This is a genomic window from Pseudomonas gozinkensis (genome assembly GCF_014863585.1).
GTDB lineage: Bacteria > Pseudomonadota > Gammaproteobacteria > Pseudomonadales > Pseudomonadaceae > Aquipseudomonas > Aquipseudomonas gozinkensis.
In genome coordinates, this window is the sequence record NZ_CP062253.1 from 5,375,520 (window position 1) to 5,393,585 (window position 18,066).

The following is an 18,066-nucleotide window of genomic DNA, read 5'->3' on the forward strand; positions in this document are numbered from 1 at the left end:
CGTACTCCTGATCAGCCGAACGTAAAGGCGTAGGCCGACACGCCCGGATCGAGAAACTCGATGCTGAAGGTTCGGTCCTTCACCTCATCGGTTTGCCTCACCAATTGATACAGACGTTGTTCAGTCACACGGCCACTACCGTCAGGCGCCACGTCGACACCATGGGCAGCGCCCGGCGCCTGACCATCGATCATCACTTTGAAGCGCACCGGCTTGCCGCCCGCCCCAGGGCCCAGCACCAGGTGCAGGTCACGGGCATGGAAGCGATAGACGATACGAGTGGCCGGCGCACTGGCTGTGGCGCGCTCGGCACCGACTGCCCATTGACCACCGAGGCCCCAGTCATTCAGGGCCAGATTGGTTGGTGGTTTGTAGGCCGCAACCTTGTCAGGCACCAGGCTGGTTTCCGGTACGAAATGTTCCGCCCGCTGGTAGCCGACATAAGTTTCCGGTGAAAGCACCTGATTCATGTCCGGAGCAAGTTGCACGCCTTGGGCATCGGCGTTGATCAAGCCATCGGCCACAGTCTTTGCACCGGCCTCACGCAGCAGTTGCTGAATGACCCGTTCCGACTCCGCGTAGTCCCCTTCGCCAAAATGGTGGTAACGGATACGCCCCTGCGCGTCGGCAAAATAATGCGCCGGCCAGTATTCATTGTTGAAGGCGCGCCAGATCCTGTAGTCGTTATCAATGGCCACCGGGTAGTTGATACCCAGTTCCTTCATGGCTTTGGTGACGTTGCCGACATCACGCTCGAAAGCGAATTCCGGCGCATGTACACCAATTACCACCAACCCTTGGTCGCGATACTTCTCGGCCCAGGCTTTGACGTATGGAAGGGTGCGCAGGCAGTTGATGCAGGAGTAGGTCCAGAAATCCACCAGCACCACTTTGCCCTTGAGTGCCTGGGCATCCAGCGGCGGTGAGTTGAGCCACTGCACCGCACCATCGAACGCTGGCAACTGCCCTTCAACCGGCAGCGAGCCTGGTGCCTTGGCGGCCATTTTCATCGCGCCGCCGGCCGCCATCATGCTGCCGTTTCCCGCGTCATCCGCCACGGGAATCTGCGCCATCATCGTACCGTTGCCCTGAGAGGATTTGCCCGAGAGCTTGCCGACCAATGCCTGCTCCAGCCCACCGGTGGAGGCGGTCGAGAACCGCGCCAGAATCCCGGTATCCAGACCCAATGCGATGGCGGCCACACCGGCCAGCATCGCAGCTCCAAGTCCACGCCGGATCCACTCGCCAGTCCCGATCAAACGCTTCATCACCGCGAAGACCTTACCGCCGAGCAACAGCGCCGCAGCGAGCGAGGTCGCAGCACCGGCGGCGTAAGCCAGCAACAACAGGGTGGTGGCGATGCTTGCCCCTTGCAGCGCGGCACCGGTCAGAATCAACCCGAGGATTGGCCCGGCGCAAGGCGCCCACAGCAACCCCGTGGCCACGCCGATCAGAAACGACGCGCCGGGGCGCGGACGATTGTCCTGGCCGGCGGCCTCCGACAAGCGACTGCCGGCGGACACCAGCGGTCGGGTCAGGCGCTCGGCCAGACGCGGCAGCAGCAGCGTCAGCCCGAACAGTGCAACGAACAGCAACGCGAGCCAGCGACCGTACTGATTGACTTGCACCACCCAACCGCCGCCCACCGCCGCCAACGAGGCGACGAGCGCGAAGGTCAGTGCCATCCCTGCCAACAACGGCAAGCCACTCTTGATAAACGGCTGCCCGGTGCGAGCGAAGACAAAAGGCAGAACCGGCAGGATGCACGGGCTGACGATCGTCAGCACACCGCCGAGATAAGCGAGAACCAAGAGCCACATGGTGTCGTCCTGTTGTAAGTGAAGATCGCTGGCGGGCCACGACTCAGCCCGCCACGGGTCTGAAGGTCATCGCCAGGCCGTTCATGCAATAGCGCAGGCCAGTGGGTTTGGGTCCGTCGTCGAACACATGGCCGAGGTGACCGCCGCAGCGCCGACAGTGAACTTCCTCACGGGTCATGCCGAAGGAACGGTCCTGGCGTATGGCCACAGCGTGCTCCAGTGGTGCCCAGAAACTCGGCCAACCGGTGCGGCTGTCGAACTTGGTCCCGGACGAAAACAGCGCCAGATCGCACCCGGCACAGGCAAACGTTCCAGTCCGGTGCTCGTTGTTCAGCGGGCTGCTGTAAGCGCGCTCCGTGCCCTCATTGCGCAGCACGTCGAATTGCTCCTCTGTCAGCAACGCATGCCATTCACTGTCGCTGTGGGTCACTTCAAAAATCTCGTCGGCAAACGCCTCGCCTACCAGCGCAGAGCCCGTGGATAACTTTGGCAATACACCGGCCAGAAGGGCTGCAAGCCCCAGCCCGCCGCCGGTTGCCAGAATCTGTCGCCGTGAAAACATGGCCGTCTCCCGAAATTCCAGATGCCTGTCGTGGAACACAGCCTAGGCTTGGGTTGATCGCCAAATCCTCACGGGAAGTTAAACAATTCGTGATAACTCGCCCCGAGGAAAACCCGCACAATGCGCTTATCGCGCCGAAGGATTGAGCTTCATGGAACAGACCAAACGCGTCCTGGTGGTCGAGGACGACCTGCACATTGCCGATCTCATTTGCCTGCACCTGCGGGACGAGCAATTCGAGGTGGTACACAGCGCCGACGGCGACGAAGGCATGCGCCTGCTGCAACAAGGTCACTGGGATGCGCTCATCCTCGACCTCATGCTGCCCGGGGTAGACGGACTGGAAATCTGCCGCCGCGCACGGGCCATGGCCCGCTACACACCGATCATCATCACCAGCGCCCGCTCCAGCGAACTGCACCGCATTCTCGGCCTCGAACTGGGCGCCGACGATTACCTCGCCAAACCGTTTTCGATGCTTGAACTGGTGGCCCGGGTCAAAGCCCTGTTGCGCCGGGTCGATGCCATGGCCCGCAACCTCAAGATGGATGCCGGCAGCCTGAATCTCGATGGCCTGACCATCGACCCGATCACCCGTGACGTTGCCCTCGACGGTCAGCGTCTGGACCTCACCCCGCGGGAGTTCGACCTGCTGTACTTCTTCGCCCGCCAGCCGGGCAAGGTGTTCTCGCGCATGGACCTGCTCAATGCCGTCTGGGGCTACAGCCACGAAGGTTACGAACACACGGTCAACACTCACATCAATCGCCTGCGCGCGAAAATCGAGGCGGATCCCGCACAACCGGTGCGCATCCTCACGGTGTGGGGACGCGGCTACAAATTCGGCACGAGCGTAGAGCAACCATGAAACTGACCCTGACGCAGCGCCTGTCACTGGTGTTCGCGGTTTTGCTGCTGGCCTGCTGCGGCACGTCGGCATGGCTGCAGGTGCGTTCCAGTCAGATGCATGAACTCGAGGTGGTTCAAGGCCTGTCCCGGGATCTGGCGCAACACATCGCCCACGATACGGTGCTGATGGACACCAACGGCCTGATGCCCGGCGCCGTTCGTGAGTTGTTCAGCCAGTTGATGCTGGTCAACCCGAGTGTCGAGGTGTACCTGCTCGATACCGAAGGCCGGATCATCGGCAACGCGGCGCCGGAAGGACGCCTGCGTCGGCAGACCGTCGATCTCGCGCCGGTTCGACGATTGCTTGATGACAAACCGTTGCCGATCCTTGGCGATGACCCGCGCAGCGTCGATGGCCGCAAGGTCTTCAGCGCGGCACCGTTGCAGGTCAACGGCAAAGCAGCCGGCTACCTTTACGTGGTCCTGCTCAGCGAAGCGCACGACCGTTTCGCCGAACGCGGCGCCACCAGTGCGGCACTCAACACGGCGCTGTTGTCCATCGGGCTGGTGGCGTTCCTGTGCCTGATTGCCGGCCTTGCGGCATTCAACCTGATCACCCGGCCACTGCGGCGATTGACCGAAACCGTGAGCCGGCTCGACATCGACGGCGTACCGCAATCTCTGCCAGACGCACCAACGCCTGTGGAAAAGTCCGCTGGCCCGGACGAAATCGCCGTACTTGATGCAGCGTTCCGGCAAATGCAGAACCGCCTCGGTGAACAGTGGCGCTCACTGACCCGTCAGGATCAGGAGCGCCGGGAACTGGTGGCAAACATTTCCCATGACCTGCGCACACCTTTGGCCTCGCTGCATGGTTATCTGGAAACCCTGTCGCTCAAGGACGCCACCCTGTCCCCGGAAGAACGCCGCCGCTATCTGGGGATTGCCCTGGATCAGAGCCGCAAGGTCGGCGGGCTCGCGCAATCATTGCTGGAGCTGGTGCGCCTGGAACATGGCTTCGTGCAGCCTGTACTGGAGAAGTTTTCCCTGACCGATCTGGTACAGGACATCTTCCAGAAGTTCGAACTGGGCGCCGAAGCCCGAAATGTTGTACTCAAGGCCAGCTTCAACAACAACCTGCCGACCGTTTGTGCCGACCTCGGGCTGATCGAACGGGTGCTGACCAATCTGTTCGATAACGCCTTGCGCCATACGCCGCCGGGTGGCGAAATCGAACTCAGCCTGGTCCCCCAGGGCGCACTGGTTGAAATCACCGTCAGCGACACCGGACATGGCATCGCTGCCGAGCTGCGCGAAGGTTTGTTTCTGCGCCCGTTCAATATCGGTGGTGCGCGACGCGATGGCGGACTGGGGCTGCGCATCGTCCATCGGATCCTGCAGTTGCACGGGCGCCAGATCCAGCTGCTCGATGTCTCAGGGCGGGGAGCGACCTTCAGCTTCTCGTTGCCAGTGAATCAACAGGATGCCGAACAGTGGATCGTGCGTTCGATGAACCTCAATACGCCGGGCAAATAATCAACTCCACCGAGCCGTTGCTCCGTGACAACGCCGCCGCGCTCCCCTAAATTAGTCGGCCTGAAAAAGCCCTCAGAGCTTTCTCGTCTCATCTCAAGTTAAAAAAGTAGTGAAATTTCAATGTCCGATTTCAACACCGCTGAATCCGTAGTCACTCTGTCGTCCAAAGCGGAATACGAAAACTCCATCAATCTTTCACAACACATCCCACAGGCGAAGATCATCAGCGAGATGGTCCTGGACGCGTTCCAGTCGAGCCGCGAGAGCGATCAGATCCGCGAACTGCGTGCCGCGATCCGTCAGGCCCACGACCGCTTCGATGACGACCAGGCCTACGAGCTGATGGGCGAACTCAAGCGTTTGAAGGACGCCGAGGCCGCCGACATCGCCGCCCTCGAAGACCTGAGCAGCAAATTCCCTATCAGCCGCATCCTGTCCAGCTTCAAGGACGATCCGGCGTTCCAGGAAATCGTCTACGGCCTGGCCCTCAAGGTTCTGAACCAGACCCATCAGGCGATCAGCAGCCCGAGCGGCGGCAAGAGCAAGGCCGCACGCGCCAAGAAAGACGTCGAAGTGTTCAGCATCAGCAAGGACGGCATCAGCGTGACCCTGCCGCTGCGCACACCGCGCTCGCGCCTGAGCGTGGATCGCGAGGCGCTGGAGTTCCTCGGTTTCACCTTCGTCGGTGAAGGCGACGAGGCGGAAATCGAAGGCGAAACCTTCGTCGACAACGCCGGTACCGAGCACGCGATCAACCGCAAGAACATCATCACCGCGCTGCAACAGCAGACTGCGTTCGACGGTTACAGCATCGCCGCCCAGTAATACCGGCGCTGACGAAAAAGCCCCGCTCTGACATTCAGGCGGGGCTTTTTGTTGTCCGGTGATCGGCGGTTATGCCGATGGATGCACGGCGGCAATCATGTCGACTTCGATGGCCGCGTTTTTCGGCAACTGATAGACGCCGACGGTAGTGCGGGTATGGCGCCCGACATCGCCCAACACATAACTGAACACATCCGACGCGCCATTGGCGACTTCGCTGAGGTCGACGAAATCCGGCGTGGACTTCACGTACACCGTGACCCGCAACAACGACCTGACCTTGTCCAGCGAACCGACCGCATCGACGATAAAGGCCAGGCAGCGCATCGCGCTGATGCTCGCCGCGGCCTGCGCATCCTTGAGCGTCAGTTCCTGCCCCACCCGCCCCGGATACTGAATCTTGCCCTCGGTGCGCGGCACCATGCCGCTAATGTATATCTCGTCGTGATGACGGATCAACGGCGCATAATTGCCACCCACCGTGTTCTCGCCATTGATGTCGTAATTCAGCTCTTTTGCCAGGGCAATGAAGCGCTCGTCGCAGGTCATCCTCTCAGTCATTTCGCCCAGCCTCTTGATCGATGCATGAAGAATTGCAGGTTACGACAGTTGAGCGCCGAACAGTGCATGGCGCCATAACTGACAGGGTGGATCCAAATCTAGGTCTTTTGCCAGTACACCGCAACCCGTGGCTGCTACAACGAAAAGCCCCGCACGACATAAACCGTGCGGGGCTTTGTTTAGACTTGGAAATGACTTTAAACAGCGCTCAATCGCTCGACCATATCAGGGAATTTTTCCACCAAACGGATCAGCAAGGCAGCCTGAGCGTTGGGCTTTGATTTCTCCTGCTCCCAGTTTCTAAGGGTGCTTGGACTTGTCCTGATTCGCCTGGCAAAAACCGCCTGTGACATGTGCAGTTTTTCCCGTAGCGCTACGATTTCCTGAGCACCGACTTCGGGCGCTGGTTTGTCCTCAAGTGTCGTATTACGTAGCGTGATTTTTCCTTCGCGTTGAGCCGCCATCTCATCAACGCCCTGCATCAATTCTGCAAACAGGTCGCGTTTTTTCATGGGGTACCTCGTGTTTTCAACTCTTTCTCTATAGCTCCCTTGAGCGCCTTCTCTTGCTCGGCGGTCAAATTCTCAAGCTCATCTTTGTCATAAATCGCAAACATCCAGAACTGGCCATCATTCATAAGCCAATAATAGATAACTCGCAAGCCGCCTCGCCTGCCCTTGCCACGACGAACATCAACCCAACGCAATTTTCGGAAGCCGCCTGTTCGTGGCATGACATCGCCCGCATGCGGATTGCTTTGCATGTAGGTCTGCAGCTCACGATATTCGTCGTCCGTGAGGTAGTGACCCAGGTTTGCGGTGAATAGTGTGGTTTCAAAGAATACTGTTCTCATCCAAAAACTATAAGCAAATTGCCTATAGCTGAACAATAAACACCTTTCGCGGCGAATAAACAATCCTCAACAAAAAACCCCGCTCATCTCTCGATGAACGGGGCTTCTCGTACAACGTTCGAACCTTACGGCGCGTACGTCAGCAGCAGCTCGGTCGGCACCTTGAAGTCCAGGGACATCATGACGCTCAGCGCGGTGATGGTGAAGATCGAGAACACGAACAGCTTGCGTGCCCAGACCGTGTCATCAACCGCCTTGTAGCCGGTCCAGGCCATGTACAGCCAGTACATGCCCATGGCCGCGGCGACGGCGAGGTAGCTCATGCCGGCGTAGCCGCTGAAGGTCAGCATCAAGGTCGCCACGAGGAAGGCCAGGATGTAGAACAGGATGTGCTTCTTGGCCACCTGGATCCCGCGCTTCACCGGCAGCACCGGAATCGATGCGGCCAGGTAATCGTTGAAGCGGAAGATCGCGATGGCGTAGGAATGCGGCATCTGCCACAGGCTGAACATCACCAGCAGGGTCAGCGCGGCCATGTCGAAGCTGTTGGTCACGGCCACGTAGCCGATCACCGGCGGCATGGCGCCCGACAGACTGCCCACCAGCGTGCCGTGAACCGACTTGCGCTTGAGGTACAGGCTGTAGAAGCCGACGTAGATGATGAAGCCGATCACGGCGAACAGGGCAGCCAACGGGTTGGCCACCTTGTACAGCAACGCAACGCCGGCGACACCCAGGACGGTCGCATAGACCAGGGCCAGTTTCAGGGAGATCAAGCCCTGGACCAGCACCCGGTTCTTGGTGCGTTCCATCTTCAGGTCGATGTCGCGGTCGATGCAGTTGTTGAACACGCAACCGGAGGCCACAACCAGGGAAGTGCCGATCATGGCTGCCAGAAACACGGCCAGATCGACATGCCCTTTCGAGGCCAGGAAGAACCCGCCTGCCACAGAAAGCACGTTACCGAAAATGATCCCCGGTTTGGTGATTTGGATAAAGTGCTTGAGCGACATCGGGTTTACCTCACTTCGCCATCATGTAGGTGTGGATGCTGAACATGATCCACAGCGACAGACCGACCAGCAGCACGATCACGATGGCCGTAAAGACGAACGCAATCACGTTGTTACGTTGAGCGATGGAACGGTCCAGGTGCAGGAAGTAATACAGGTGAACGATCACCTGGATCACGGCGAACAGCAGGACGATTGCCAGCGTCGTCGACTTCGGCAGGGTCGGGAACATCACCAGGCCGAACGGGATGACGGTCAGGATTACCGACAGGATGAAGCCGATTGCGTACGACTTGACGCTGCCGTGGCCAGCATCATGGCTGTCATGGGAGTGTGCATTAGCCATTACAGGGTCCCCATCAGGTAAACAACGGTGAATACGCAGATCCACACCACGTCCAGGAAGTGCCAGAACAGGCTCAGGCAGCTCAGACGGGTCTTGTTGGTCGCCGTCAGGCCGTGCTTGTTGACCTGGTACATCATGATGCCCATCCAGATCAGACCGGCGGACACGTGCAGACCGTGGGTACCGACCAGCGTGAAGAACGCCGACAGGAAGCCCGAACGGCTAGGACCGAAGCCCTCGGAGATCAACAGGTGGAACTCGTTGATCTCCATGGCGATGAAGCCTGCGCCGAGCAGGAAGGTCATGAACAACCAGCCCAGAACCTGCTGCTTCTTGCCTTTGTACAACGCCAGCATGGCGAAGCCGTAGGTGATCGAACTGAACAACAGCAGAGCGGTTTCGCCCAGCACGTATGGCAGTTCGAAGATGTCGTGGCCCGACGGGCCACCGGCGACGTTGTTTACCAGTACCGCGTACACCGCGAAGATCGACGCAAACAGAATGCAGTCGGTCATCAGGTAGAGCCAGAAACCGTATACGGTCATCTCGCCCGAGTCGTGGTGATGGTCATCGTGCCCATGGTCATGGCCATGGGCGTGTCCAGCATTGGTCACTAAGTTCGACATTGTTTAAGCCTGTTCCAACTTGGTTTCAACACGGGTCGCGGAAGCAGGGATCTTCCCGGCCGCTACCAGACGCTTGTGCTGCTCGGCTTCGATGCGCTCGATCGTTTCAACCGGAACCATGTAGCCCTGGTCGTCACGTGCAGCGTGGATCACGAAGTAGATGACAGTGCCGGCCAGGCTGGCGATCGCCAACCACCAGATGTGCCAGATCATCGCAAAACCGAAGACGGTCAACAGTGCGCCCATCACCACGCCAGTGGCGGTGTTGTTTGGCATGTGGATCGGCTCGTACTTGGCCGGACGCTGGTACGCGGTACCGTTTTCCTTGGCTTCGGTGAACGGGTCGATGCAGTCAGCCTTAGGCAGCACAGCGAAGTTGTAGAACGGAGGTGGCGACGAGGTCGACCACTCCAGGGTATGGGCATTCCACGGGTCACCGTGTTCGCACATGTTTTCCGGCTTGTTGCGGTCACGCACCGACACATACAGCTGGATCAGCTGGCAGGCGATACCGACAGCGATCATCACCGCACCGAACATGGCAACGTACAGGTACGGTACCCACTCAGGGTTGGTGGTGGCGTTCAGACGACGGGTCATGCCCATGAAGCCCAGTGCATAGAGCGGCATGAACGCGACGAAGAAGCCCGAGATCCAGAACCAGAACGCTGCTTTACCCCAGCCTTCGTGCAGCTTGAAGCCGAACGCTTTCGGGAAGTAGAAGCCGAAACCTGCGATGTAGCCGAATACCGCGCCGCCGATGATCACGTTGTGGAAGTGAGCGATCACGAACAGGCTGTTGTGCAGAACGAAGTCAGCACCCGGGATGGCCAGCAGTACGCCGGTCATGCCGCCGATGGCGAAGGTCACCATGAAGCCCAGAGTCCACAGAACCTGGCTGGTGAAGCGCAGACGGCCCTGGTAGATGGTGAACAGCCAGTTGAACAGTTTCACACCCGTCGGGATGGAAATCAGCATCGTCGCCAGACCGAAGAAGGCGTTGACGCTGGCACCCGACCCCATGGTGAAGAAGTGGTGCAGCCAAACCATGAAGCCCAGTACCGAGATCGCGCCCGAGGCGTAGATCATCGAGTGGTGGCCGAACAGTTTCTTGCCGGTGAAGGCCGAGATGACTTCCGAGAAAATGCCGAACGCCGGCAGGATCAGGATGTAAACCTCAGGGTGGCCCCATGCCCAGAACAGGTTGACGTACATCATTGGATTGCCACCAAGTTCATTGGTGAAAATGTGGAAATCCATGTAACGGTCAAGGGTCAGCAGTGCCAGGGTAGCGGTCAGGATCGGGAACGAAGCCACGATCAGAACGTTTGCCCAGGTGCAGGTCCAGGTGAAGATCGGCATGTCCATCAGTTTCATGCCAGGGGTACGCATTTTCAGCACGGTCGCCAGGAAGTTGACCCCGGTTAACGTTGTACCCAGACCGGATAGCTGTAGCGCCCAGATGTAGTAGTCCATCCCCACGCCAGGGCTGTATTGCAGACCCGACAACGGTGGATACGCTACCCAGCCGGTCTTGGCGAATTCGCCGACGCCCAGGGACAGGTTGATCAGCACGACGCCGGACACCAGCAGCCAGAAGCTCAGGGAGTTCAGGAACGGGAACGCAACGTCACGCGCGCCGATCTGCAGCGGCACTGCAAGGTTCATCAGGCCGGTGAAGAATGGCATCGCCATGAAGATGATCATGATCACACCGTGAGCGGTGAAGATCTGGTCATAGTGTTCAGGTGGCAGGTAGCCAGGCGAACCCTCGGTGGCCATGGCCAACTGGGTACGCATCATGATGGCGTCGGCAAAACCGCGCAGCAGCATGACCATGGCGACGATGATGTACATCACGCCGATTTTCTTGTGGTCGACCGACGTCAGCCACTCGGTCCACAGGTAAGTCCACTTCTTGAAGTAGGTGATTGCAGCGAACAACGCCAGACCACCGAGCGCGATCATCGAGATGGTGACCATCACGATCGGCTCGTGGAAAGGGATCGCTTCCCAACTTAATTTACCAAACATCGTTTACTCCTCTGCCCCGGCAGCTGAATGCGAATTCGAGTCCATATCCGTTGCCGCCACTTCTTTCTCTTTCTTCTCGTGCTTCAGCGGCTTGCCCGGTTTCATGCCTTCGTACTTGTCGACGATGGTCTGGAACAGGTTCGGCGTGACCGAGGAGTAGAGCTCGACTGGATTGTTCTGGCTTGGCTTGGCAAGGGCTGCGTATTCAGCTGGTTCAAGCTGTTTAGGTGCCTTTTTGACTTCACTTACCCAGGCGTCGAAATCTTCCTGAGAAGTTGCGATCGCTTTGAATTTCATACCGGTGAAACCAGCGCCGCTGTAGTTGGCGGAGATACCGTCCATTTCAGCGTTGCGGTCAGCGATCAGGTGCAGCTTGGTGGTCATGCCCGCCATCGCGTAGATCTGGCCGCCCAGGCCCGGGATGAAGAACGAGTTCATCACCGCGTCCGAAGTGATCCGGAAGTTAACCGGGGTGTGCGCCGGGAACACGATCTTGTTGACCGTGGCGATGCCTTGCTCCGGGTAGATGAACAGCCACTTCCAGTCCAGCGCGACCACTTCGATGGTCACAGGCTTGACGTCGGATTCGATCGGACGATACGGATCCAGCGAGTGGGTCGACTTGTAGGTGATGTAACCCAGGGCAATGATGATCAGGACCGGGATGGTCCAGACTGCCACTTCGATCTTGGTCGAGTGCGACCATTTCGGGGTGTAGACGGCGTTCTTGTTGGAGGCGCGGTACTTCCAGGCGAACAGGAAGGTCATGACGATGACCGGCACAACGACCAACAGCATCAGCAGCGTGGCGGTGATGATCAGGTTGCGCTGTTCCAGGCCGACCTGGCCCGTTGGATTGAGCAAGGTCATGTTGCAGCCTCCCAGCAACAACGTGCCGAGCAGCGGCACTAGGCCTAGTAATCTGGGGTACCTGTTTTTACTCATCTCACGACCTCTAAAGCAGCTTGCGCAATGCAGTTGGGTTTTGATCGCCAACACTTCACCCTGCCAAGGGTTGGCATTTTCTTTGGATTGAATAAGGGCCGCCCGTCGCGCGTCAGACGCTCGACAAAACCTGGGACAGCGGTCAGTTCTTATTCGAATTCGTGGTCAAAGGCCTTGTTACAGACCAATTCCATTTGGTGCGGAAAGTTGGAAGGCACCGACACCTGGGTGTCTCGCAAGCCTTTCGGCTGCCCGACACCCGACTTCCTGCTCGCCTCCTTAATAAAGGCTGAACAGTGCCGGGAATTCAGTGCGGGCGATTGTAGATAGGTAGCGCCCTATACACCATGTCTTATCCCGAAATAATTTTTATCGCTCAGAGCAACAATCCATCACCGTTTTTGCAAAAGTTCCGCATGTTATCGAAATCGATTCTCAACAAAAACACCAAAAAATGTAGGTCTATCGGCCTCAGTTCAGACAGCTCCGAAAGCTTTTTCCCACGGCGCGATCCGCGCAAAGCCCGATATGCCAAGGCTTTTGGCCATCTGCCAGACTCTGTTAAAACTGCCTGATCCGGCACACGCGTGCAAAAACCGACAAATGCTGAAACAGACCAATCCTTTTTTGTAACAGCACTCCAATCCGGGCCGGTGCAACGCGCTGCGACAGGGCGCGTGTGACAACATGTCGCACACCTGTCGCACCCTTCCTTGCCGTTCGTCACGGTGTTTTCACACAGACCCTGAAATGCAAAACGCCTCGATTGGCGTCACTGCAAATCGAGGCGTTTGTTTTATCGGCGCAGGCGCCGAAAAGTTGATTCAGCGCAAAGCTTTTCGGTTACGCGAGGTCAGCAGCGGCACCAGAATCACCACCAGCACGAAGGCCACCAGTGCCCATTGCGCCAGCGACAGGCCGAGGATCGGCGGGTACGGCGTCGAGCAGAAACCGTCGACCTGGAAGCCCAGCGGGAAGATCTTCGCCAGCGGCAAGTCATCGACGATCGGCTGCAACACATCGATGCCGCAGCTCACCGCCGGATAGAACTGGGTGTACACGTGATGCCCGGCGACACCGGCCCCGGCGATGGCGCAAATCACCACCAGCACCTCGAACACCGTGATGCTGCGCCGGGTGCGCATGGCCGCGCCGATGAACGCGAACAGCGCGATCAGCAGCAACGCATAACGCTGCAGGATGCACAGAGGGCACGGCGCCTCGCCCAGCACGATCTGCATGTACAGCGCGCCGCCGATCAGCGCCAGGCAGATGATGCCCAGCAACACCAGATAGCGCCGCTCACGTCCCAATCGAATCGTTTCCTCGCTCATCGCGTTTCCCTTTCATGTCCATGGTTCAGCTGGCCGGCGGCTGCGCTTGCAGTTGCGCCATCAGGCTGATGTTGTCTTCGATATGCCAATTGGCCGCGATGCGACCGTTGTCGATCTGATAGATATCGGTTGCCCGGAAGTCTACACGCTGGCCCTGCCCTTTGAGAGCCTTGAACGTACCGGTGAAATGCCCGCGAAAGTGCAGATGCACCACCACGCGATCTCCGGCGACGATCATTTGTTCGATCTCGCAACTCAAGTCCGGCACCGCCGTGCGAAAGAACTTCGACGCCAGCAACGGCCCGGTCGGCCCCTGCACCCGCCCTTCCGGCGGGGTCTTGTCGACGAACTGCGGCGACAGGGCCGCCGTGGCCAACGCCTCTTCACCCGTGTTCCAGAAACTGCCGTAACGCCGCGCCGCCAGTTCCATCGCATCACGCCGGGCCTTGGGCAGGCTCTGATCGACGATCAGGGTCTGTGGCTGGATCAACGCGGACTCGGCGAAGGCGAACGGACTGGACAGCAAGGCAATCGACAGGCCCAACGTGGCCAGGCTGAAACGACGGGAAGAGGTGAAGTGCGACATGGGGGCGATCCTGATCATGTAAACGAACGAGCGCCTATCATCAGCATCGGGGAATAAACGATAAACCGGTTAAGAAACGATTAACCTTTAAACACTTTTTAAGAATCGAATTAGCGGCGCCCCCATCGCGGGCAAGCCCGCTCCCACAGATCCGCGGCGAACACAATTACTGTGTTTGACACAAACCCTGTGGGAGCGGGCTTGCCCGCGATGAAGACAACCCGGTTTCAGATCACTCCAGAGCAGCAGCCGGCCCGAAGAACTCATACCGGCTCTGCTTCTCCGGCACACCCAGTGCCTTCAGATGACGCTTGATCGCGCCCATGAAACCTTTCGGCCCGAGGAAGTAGGCGTCCACATCACGCTCCGCCGGCAGCCACTCGCCCAGTTGCTCCTCGCTCAACAATCCGACCTTGTCCGCCGCCGGGCTCACGCCGTCATCTTCGGCGTAGCAATAGAAGCGCTTGAGCTGCGGATGACGCGCGGCCAGACCATCGATCCAGTCACGAAACGCATGCACGCTGCCGTTACGCGCGCTGTGGATGAAGTACACCGGACGCTCGGTTTCCAGCGCTGCTTCCAGCATCGCCAGCGTCGGAGTGATGCCGACGCCGCCGCTGATCAGCACCAGCGGTTTGTCGCTGGCAGTCAGAGTGAACTCACCCGATGGCGGGAACAGCTGGATGCTGGCACCAACGTGCAGTTGATCGTGCAGATGATTGGAGGCACGACCGCCCGGTTCACGCTTGACGCTGATGCGGTACTGACCTTTGTTGGCCAGAGCTGACAGGGAGTAATTGCGGCGGATTTCTTCGCCGTCGAGGATCAGCTTCATGCCGATGTACTGGCCTGGCTCGGCTGCGAGGATCGGGCCTTTGTCTGCTGGTTCGAAGTAGAACGAAATAATTTCCGCGCTCTCCTCGACCTTGGCCGCGACGATGAACTCCCGCGCCCCGCGCCAGCCGCCGACGGCTTGCTCTTTCTGGTCATAGATCGCGGTTTCGGCGCCGATCAGGATCTCGGCCAACTGACCGTAGGCTGCGCCCCAGGCGCTCATCACTTCCGGCGTGGCGATTTCTTCGCCGAGCACTTCGGAGATCGCGCGCAACAGGCAGGTGCCGACGATCGGGTAGTGTTCCGGCAGAATCTGCAGAGCCACGTGTTTGTTGATGATCTTCGCCACCAGATCGCCCAACTGGTCGAGTTGATCGATGTGACGGGCGTACATCAGCACACCGTTGGCCAGGGCGCGGGGCTGGTCACCGCTGGCCTGGTGGGCCTGGTTGAACAGCGGGCGGACTTCCGGGTACTCGGAGAGCATCATGCGGTAGAAGTGGGTGATCAGCGCTTCACCGCCGCTTTCCAGCAGAGGCACAGTGGATTTGACGATGGCACGATCCTGGACGCTAAGCATAAGGGTGACTCCTGAGCTTTCTCTAAAAGTGCCTTATGTATTCCAGTAATCGTGCCAACTATTTTTTCTATATAAATCAATAAGATGAAAATTATGTAGTCAGATCGACACAAGCACCTCTATAGTCGCTTCGACTACAACGCGTCTCTTTGACTACAAGCCTATGTCCGCCAAATCACTGCTCACCGCCCTGCTCCCGCTGGTCTCCGACCTGTCCCGTGAATTGCCCGAAGGCGAGCGCTACCGACGGCTGCTCGAAGCCATGCGCGCCCTGCTGCCCTGCGATGCCGCCGCCCTGTTGCGCCTCGATGACGAATGGCTGGTGCCGCTGGCCGTGGATGGACTGAGCACCGACACCCTCGGCCGCCGCTTCAAAGTCAGCGAACACCCGCGTTTTGAAGTACTGCTGGCGGGCGCCGGGCCGACCCGTTTCGCTGCCGACAGTGATTTGCCCGACCCTTATGACGGGCTGGTCGACGGCCTCGACGATCACCTCGAAGTCCACGACTGCCTCGGCTGCCCGCTGTTCGTCGATGAAAAACTCTGGGGCCTGATTACCCTCGACGCCCTCGATCCCGAGCGTTTCGAACCCATCGAACTCGACGCCCTGCAAGCCTTCGCCAGCCTCGCCTCGGCCACGGTCAACGCCGCCGAACGCATCGAACGTCTGGCGATTCGCGCCGAGGACGAACATCAGCGTGCCGAGGTCTATCGCCAGGCCAGCGGCCAGCAGAACCGCGAAATGATCGGCCAGAGCAAGGCTCATAAACGGCTGGTGGAGGAAATCAATCTGGTCGGCGGCAGTGACTTGACCGTGCTGATCACCGGGGAAACCGGGGTCGGCAAGGAACTGGTGGCCCAGGCGATCCATGCTGCCTCCCAGCGCGCCGACAAACCGATCATCAGCCTCAATTGCGCGGCCCTGCCGGATACGCTGGTGGAAAGCGAACTGTTCGGCCACGTGCGTGGAGCCTTCACCGGTGCCACCAGCGACCGGCGCGGCAAGTTCGAACTGGCCAATGGCGGCACGCTGTTTCTCGATGAAGTCGGCGAGTTGTCGCTGACGGTTCAGGCCAAACTTTTACGCGTGTTGCAGAGTGGCCAGTTGCAGCGTCTGGGGTCGGACAAGGAGCATCAGGTCGATGTGCGCCTGATCGCCGCAACCAACCGCGATCTGGCCGAAGAAGTACGCAGCGGCCGCTACCGTGCCGACTTCTACCATCGTCTCAGCGTCTACCCGTTGCGGGTGCCCGCGCTGCGGGATCGGGGTCGCGATGTATTGCTGCTCAGCGGTTATTTTCTGGAACAGAACCGCTCGCGCATGGGCCTCAACAGCCTGCGCCTGAACAGCGACGCCCAGGAAGCGCTGCTGGCCTACACCTGGCCGGGCAATGTGCGTGAGCTGGAGCACTTGATCGGTCGCAGTGCGCTCAAAGCATTGGGCAACTGCAAAGTCCGGCCGAAGATTCTCAGCCTGAGCGCCATGGACCTCGATCTGCCGCGCGAGGTTGTGGATAACTCGCCGCTACCGTCCGAAGCGACCGTCGCGATGCCCTTGATCAGCGGTGACCTGCGTGCAGCCACCGAGCAGTATCAGCGGCAGTTGATCAGTGCAGCGCTTGAGCGCAATCAGGACAACTGGGCCAGTGCTGCCCGTGAACTGGGACTGGACCGGGCGAATCTGGGGCGGATGGCGAAGCGGTTGGGGATGAAATAGAAGTCCCGCCGTCGGATTGGCGCCAGAATCCCTAAAGCCTGCCGGTTACAAGTCGATAACCCGGCATCGATACCTGCTGGCGATCCGTGCGGTCGCCGCTCACCTTTTTCCACAGAAGGTTTTTATGTCTTCCAACAAAGCCCGCGCAGATTCACTTTCGCTTCTGCTGTTTACCTTGCGCAGCGGCAAGCTGATGGCGATCAACCTGCTGAAGGTCAGTGAAATCATCCCCTGCCCGCCGCTGACCAAGCTGCCGGAGTCGCACCCGCACGTCAAAGGCATCGCCACTTTGCGCGGTGCTTCGCTGTCGGTGATCGACCTGAGCCGCGCCATCGGCGAGCGGCCGCTGGAAGACCCGAACGGCGGCTGCCTGATCGTCACCGACGTCAGCCGTTCGAAACAGGGCCTGCATGTGCAGGCGGTGAGCAAGATCGTGCATTGCCTGACCACCGACATCAAACCGCCGCCGTTCGGTTCCGGCGGTTCGCGCGCCTACATCACCGGCGTGACCTCGGTCGACGGCACGCTGGTGCAGGTGCTGGACATCGAAAAAGTCATCCACGGCATCGCCCCGGCACAGATCGAAATGGCCCCGACCGAGCTGAGCATGGAAGACGCCGAAGTGCTGGGCAACGCACGAATCCTGGTGGTCGACGACAGTCAGGTGGCGTTGCAGCAATCGGTGCACACCCTGCGCAACCTCGGCCTGCAATGCCACACTGCCCGCAGCGCCAAGGAAGCTATCGACTGCCTGCTGGACCTGCAAGGCACTGCGCAACAGATCAACCTGATCGTCTCCGACATCGAAATGTCCGAGATGGACGGCTACGCCTTCACCCGCACCCTGCGCGAAACCCCGGACTTCGCTCACCTCTACGTACTGCTGCACACCTCGCTGGACAGCGCGATGAACAGCGAAAAGGCCCGCCTCGCCGGGGCCAACGGCGTGCTGACCAAGTTCTCCTCGCCGGAGCTGACCCACTGCCTGATCGAAGCAGCCAAACACGTCGCCGCCCACGGCTACTGAGCCTTGAGCGAGACGTTC

18 protein-coding genes are annotated in these 18,066 nt (G+C 59.4%); 5 read left to right on the plus strand and 13 right to left on the minus strand.

The features are described from left to right. Nucleotides 1-11: 11 nt before the first annotated feature. Complete coding sequence (locus IHQ43_RS23870) at nt 12-1,820, minus strand: cytochrome c biogenesis protein DipZ (RefSeq protein ID WP_192562333.1); 1,809 nt, start codon at nt 1,818-1,820, stop codon at nt 12-14. A gap of 43 nt (nt 1,821-1,863) precedes the next feature. Further along, nucleotides 1,864-2,382, minus strand: a complete 519-nt coding sequence (gene msrB / locus IHQ43_RS23875) for a peptide-methionine (R)-S-oxide reductase MsrB (protein WP_192562334.1) — start codon at nt 2,380-2,382, stop codon at nt 1,864-1,866. A 151-nt stretch (nt 2,383-2,533) separates the two neighbouring features. On the opposite strand from msrB, the gene IHQ43_RS23880 reads away from it, so the two are divergent. The 3 genes from IHQ43_RS23880 (at nt 2,534) to IHQ43_RS23890 (ending at nt 5,592) form a co-directional block, all read left to right on the plus strand. Next, a complete protein-coding gene (locus IHQ43_RS23880) occupies nt 2,534-3,250 on the plus strand; it encodes a response regulator transcription factor (protein WP_192562335.1) in 717 nt (238 codons plus the stop codon). Beyond that, complete coding sequence (locus IHQ43_RS23885) at nt 3,247-4,767, plus strand: sensor histidine kinase (protein ID WP_192562336.1); 1,521 nt, start codon at nt 3,247-3,249, stop codon at nt 4,765-4,767. Before IHQ43_RS23880 ends, IHQ43_RS23885 begins: the two co-directional genes overlap by 4 nt. Before the next feature lie 120 nt (nt 4,768-4,887). Continuing rightward, nucleotides 4,888-5,592 carry a hypothetical protein gene (locus IHQ43_RS23890; protein WP_192562337.1) on the plus strand — a complete coding sequence of 235 codons (705 nt, stop codon included), beginning with the start codon at nt 4,888-4,890 and terminating at the stop codon, nt 5,590-5,592. Between the two features lie 69 nt (nt 5,593-5,661). Here the strand turns inward: IHQ43_RS23890 and IHQ43_RS23895 are convergent, their stop codons facing one another. From IHQ43_RS23895 to hmpA, 11 genes are all read right to left on the minus strand, one after another. Beyond that, the gene (locus tag IHQ43_RS23895; protein ID WP_007956714.1) at nt 5,662-6,153 is read right to left on the minus strand and encodes a RidA family protein; all 492 of its coding nucleotides are present in this window, start codon (nt 6,151-6,153) and stop codon (nt 5,662-5,664) included. A 197-nt stretch (nt 6,154-6,350) separates the two neighbouring features. Next, the gene (locus IHQ43_RS23900; protein ID WP_007956715.1) at nt 6,351-6,665 is read right to left on the minus strand and encodes a helix-turn-helix domain-containing protein; all 315 of its coding nucleotides are present in this window, start codon (nt 6,663-6,665) and stop codon (nt 6,351-6,353) included. After that, nucleotides 6,662-7,006: a toxin gene (locus IHQ43_RS23905; protein ID WP_065261338.1), complete on the minus strand. Its 345-nt coding sequence runs from the start codon at nt 7,004-7,006 to the stop codon at nt 6,662-6,664. The genes IHQ43_RS23900 and IHQ43_RS23905 overlap by 4 nt, the downstream gene beginning before the upstream one ends. 125 nt (nt 7,007-7,131) lie before the next feature. Then, a complete protein-coding gene (gene cyoE, locus IHQ43_RS23910; protein ID WP_039765651.1) occupies nt 7,132-8,019 on the minus strand; it encodes a heme o synthase in 888 nt (295 codons plus the stop codon). Nucleotides 8,020-8,029: 10 nt separating this feature from the next. Beyond that, on the minus strand, nt 8,030-8,365 hold the full coding sequence (cyoD, locus tag IHQ43_RS23915) for a cytochrome o ubiquinol oxidase subunit IV (RefSeq protein ID WP_007956718.1): 336 nt from the start codon (nt 8,363-8,365) through the stop codon (nt 8,030-8,032). Further along, nucleotides 8,365-8,991: a cytochrome o ubiquinol oxidase subunit III gene (locus IHQ43_RS23920; RefSeq protein ID WP_007956720.1), complete on the minus strand. Its 627-nt coding sequence runs from the start codon at nt 8,989-8,991 to the stop codon at nt 8,365-8,367. Before IHQ43_RS23920 ends, cyoD begins: the two co-directional genes overlap by 1 nt. A 3-nt stretch (nt 8,992-8,994) precedes the next feature. Further along, nucleotides 8,995-11,025 carry a cytochrome o ubiquinol oxidase subunit I gene (gene cyoB, locus IHQ43_RS23925; RefSeq protein ID WP_192562338.1) on the minus strand — a complete coding sequence of 677 codons (2,031 nt, stop codon included), beginning with the start codon at nt 11,023-11,025 and terminating at the stop codon, nt 8,995-8,997. A 3-nt stretch (nt 11,026-11,028) separates the two neighbouring features. Next, nucleotides 11,029-11,970, minus strand: a complete 942-nt coding sequence (gene cyoA, locus IHQ43_RS23930) for a ubiquinol oxidase subunit II (RefSeq protein ID WP_085606895.1) — start codon at nt 11,968-11,970, stop codon at nt 11,029-11,031. A gap of 824 nt (nt 11,971-12,794) precedes the next feature. Beyond that, complete coding sequence (locus IHQ43_RS23935) at nt 12,795-13,304, minus strand: disulfide bond formation protein B (protein ID WP_007956723.1); 510 nt, start codon at nt 13,302-13,304, stop codon at nt 12,795-12,797. Nucleotides 13,305-13,329: 25 nt separating this feature from the next. Next, the gene (locus tag IHQ43_RS23940) at nt 13,330-13,890 is read right to left on the minus strand and encodes an ester cyclase (protein WP_192562339.1); all 561 of its coding nucleotides are present in this window, start codon (nt 13,888-13,890) and stop codon (nt 13,330-13,332) included. Between the two features lie 232 nt (nt 13,891-14,122). Beyond that, the gene (hmpA, locus tag IHQ43_RS23945; protein ID WP_192562340.1) at nt 14,123-15,304 is read right to left on the minus strand and encodes an NO-inducible flavohemoprotein; all 1,182 of its coding nucleotides are present in this window, start codon (nt 15,302-15,304) and stop codon (nt 14,123-14,125) included. A 163-nt stretch (nt 15,305-15,467) separates the two neighbouring features. Between hmpA and norR the strand changes: the two genes are divergently transcribed. Then, nucleotides 15,468-17,021 carry a nitric oxide reductase transcriptional regulator NorR gene (gene norR / locus IHQ43_RS23950; RefSeq protein ID WP_192562341.1) on the plus strand — a complete coding sequence of 518 codons (1,554 nt, stop codon included), beginning with the start codon at nt 15,468-15,470 and terminating at the stop codon, nt 17,019-17,021. A gap of 124 nt (nt 17,022-17,145) precedes the next feature. Continuing rightward, on the plus strand, nt 17,146-18,048 hold the full coding sequence (locus IHQ43_RS23955; RefSeq protein ID WP_192562342.1) for a chemotaxis protein CheV: 903 nt from the start codon (nt 17,146-17,148) through the stop codon (nt 18,046-18,048). Nucleotides 18,049-18,066: the final 18 nt, after the last annotated feature.

What these genes read in the sequence shown, in the direction of transcription:
- cyoB (WP_192562338.1), bottom strand. Translation starts at nt 11,025, where the DNA reads ATGTTTGGTAAATTAAGTTGGGAAGCGATCCCTTTCCACGAGCCGATC.
- IHQ43_RS23885 (WP_192562336.1), top strand. Translation starts at nt 3,247, where the DNA reads ATGAAACTGACCCTGACGCAGCGCCTGTCACTGGTGTTCGCGGTTTTG.
- hmpA (WP_192562340.1), bottom strand. Translation starts at nt 15,304, where the DNA reads ATGCTTAGCGTCCAGGATCGTGCCATCGTCAAATCCACTGTGCCTCTG.
- IHQ43_RS23920 (WP_007956720.1), bottom strand. Translation starts at nt 8,991, where the DNA reads ATGTCGAACTTAGTGACCAATGCTGGACACGCCCATGGCCATGACCAT.
- IHQ43_RS23955 (WP_192562342.1), top strand. Translation starts at nt 17,146, where the DNA reads ATGTCTTCCAACAAAGCCCGCGCAGATTCACTTTCGCTTCTGCTGTTT.
- IHQ43_RS23890 (WP_192562337.1), top strand. Translation starts at nt 4,888, where the DNA reads ATGTCCGATTTCAACACCGCTGAATCCGTAGTCACTCTGTCGTCCAAA.
- IHQ43_RS23880 (WP_192562335.1), top strand. Translation starts at nt 2,534, where the DNA reads ATGGAACAGACCAAACGCGTCCTGGTGGTCGAGGACGACCTGCACATT.
- cyoE (WP_039765651.1), bottom strand. Translation starts at nt 8,019, where the DNA reads ATGTCGCTCAAGCACTTTATCCAAATCACCAAACCGGGGATCATTTTC.
- IHQ43_RS23905 (WP_065261338.1), bottom strand. Translation starts at nt 7,006, where the DNA reads ATGAGAACAGTATTCTTTGAAACCACACTATTCACCGCAAACCTGGGT.
- IHQ43_RS23935 (WP_007956723.1), bottom strand. Translation starts at nt 13,304, where the DNA reads ATGAGCGAGGAAACGATTCGATTGGGACGTGAGCGGCGCTATCTGGTG.
- IHQ43_RS23870 (WP_192562333.1), bottom strand. Translation starts at nt 1,820, where the DNA reads ATGTGGCTCTTGGTTCTCGCTTATCTCGGCGGTGTGCTGACGATCGTC.
- cyoD (WP_007956718.1), bottom strand. Translation starts at nt 8,365, where the DNA reads ATGGCTAATGCACACTCCCATGACAGCCATGATGCTGGCCACGGCAGC.
- IHQ43_RS23940 (WP_192562339.1), bottom strand. Translation starts at nt 13,890, where the DNA reads ATGTCGCACTTCACCTCTTCCCGTCGTTTCAGCCTGGCCACGTTGGGC.
- norR (WP_192562341.1), top strand. Translation starts at nt 15,468, where the DNA reads ATGTCCGCCAAATCACTGCTCACCGCCCTGCTCCCGCTGGTCTCCGAC.
- IHQ43_RS23900 (WP_007956715.1), bottom strand. Translation starts at nt 6,665, where the DNA reads ATGAAAAAACGCGACCTGTTTGCAGAATTGATGCAGGGCGTTGATGAG.
- msrB (WP_192562334.1), bottom strand. Translation starts at nt 2,382, where the DNA reads ATGTTTTCACGGCGACAGATTCTGGCAACCGGCGGCGGGCTGGGGCTT.
- IHQ43_RS23895 (WP_007956714.1), bottom strand. Translation starts at nt 6,153, where the DNA reads ATGACTGAGAGGATGACCTGCGACGAGCGCTTCATTGCCCTGGCAAAA.
- cyoA (WP_085606895.1), bottom strand. Translation starts at nt 11,970, where the DNA reads ATGAGTAAAAACAGGTACCCCAGATTACTAGGCCTAGTGCCGCTGCTC.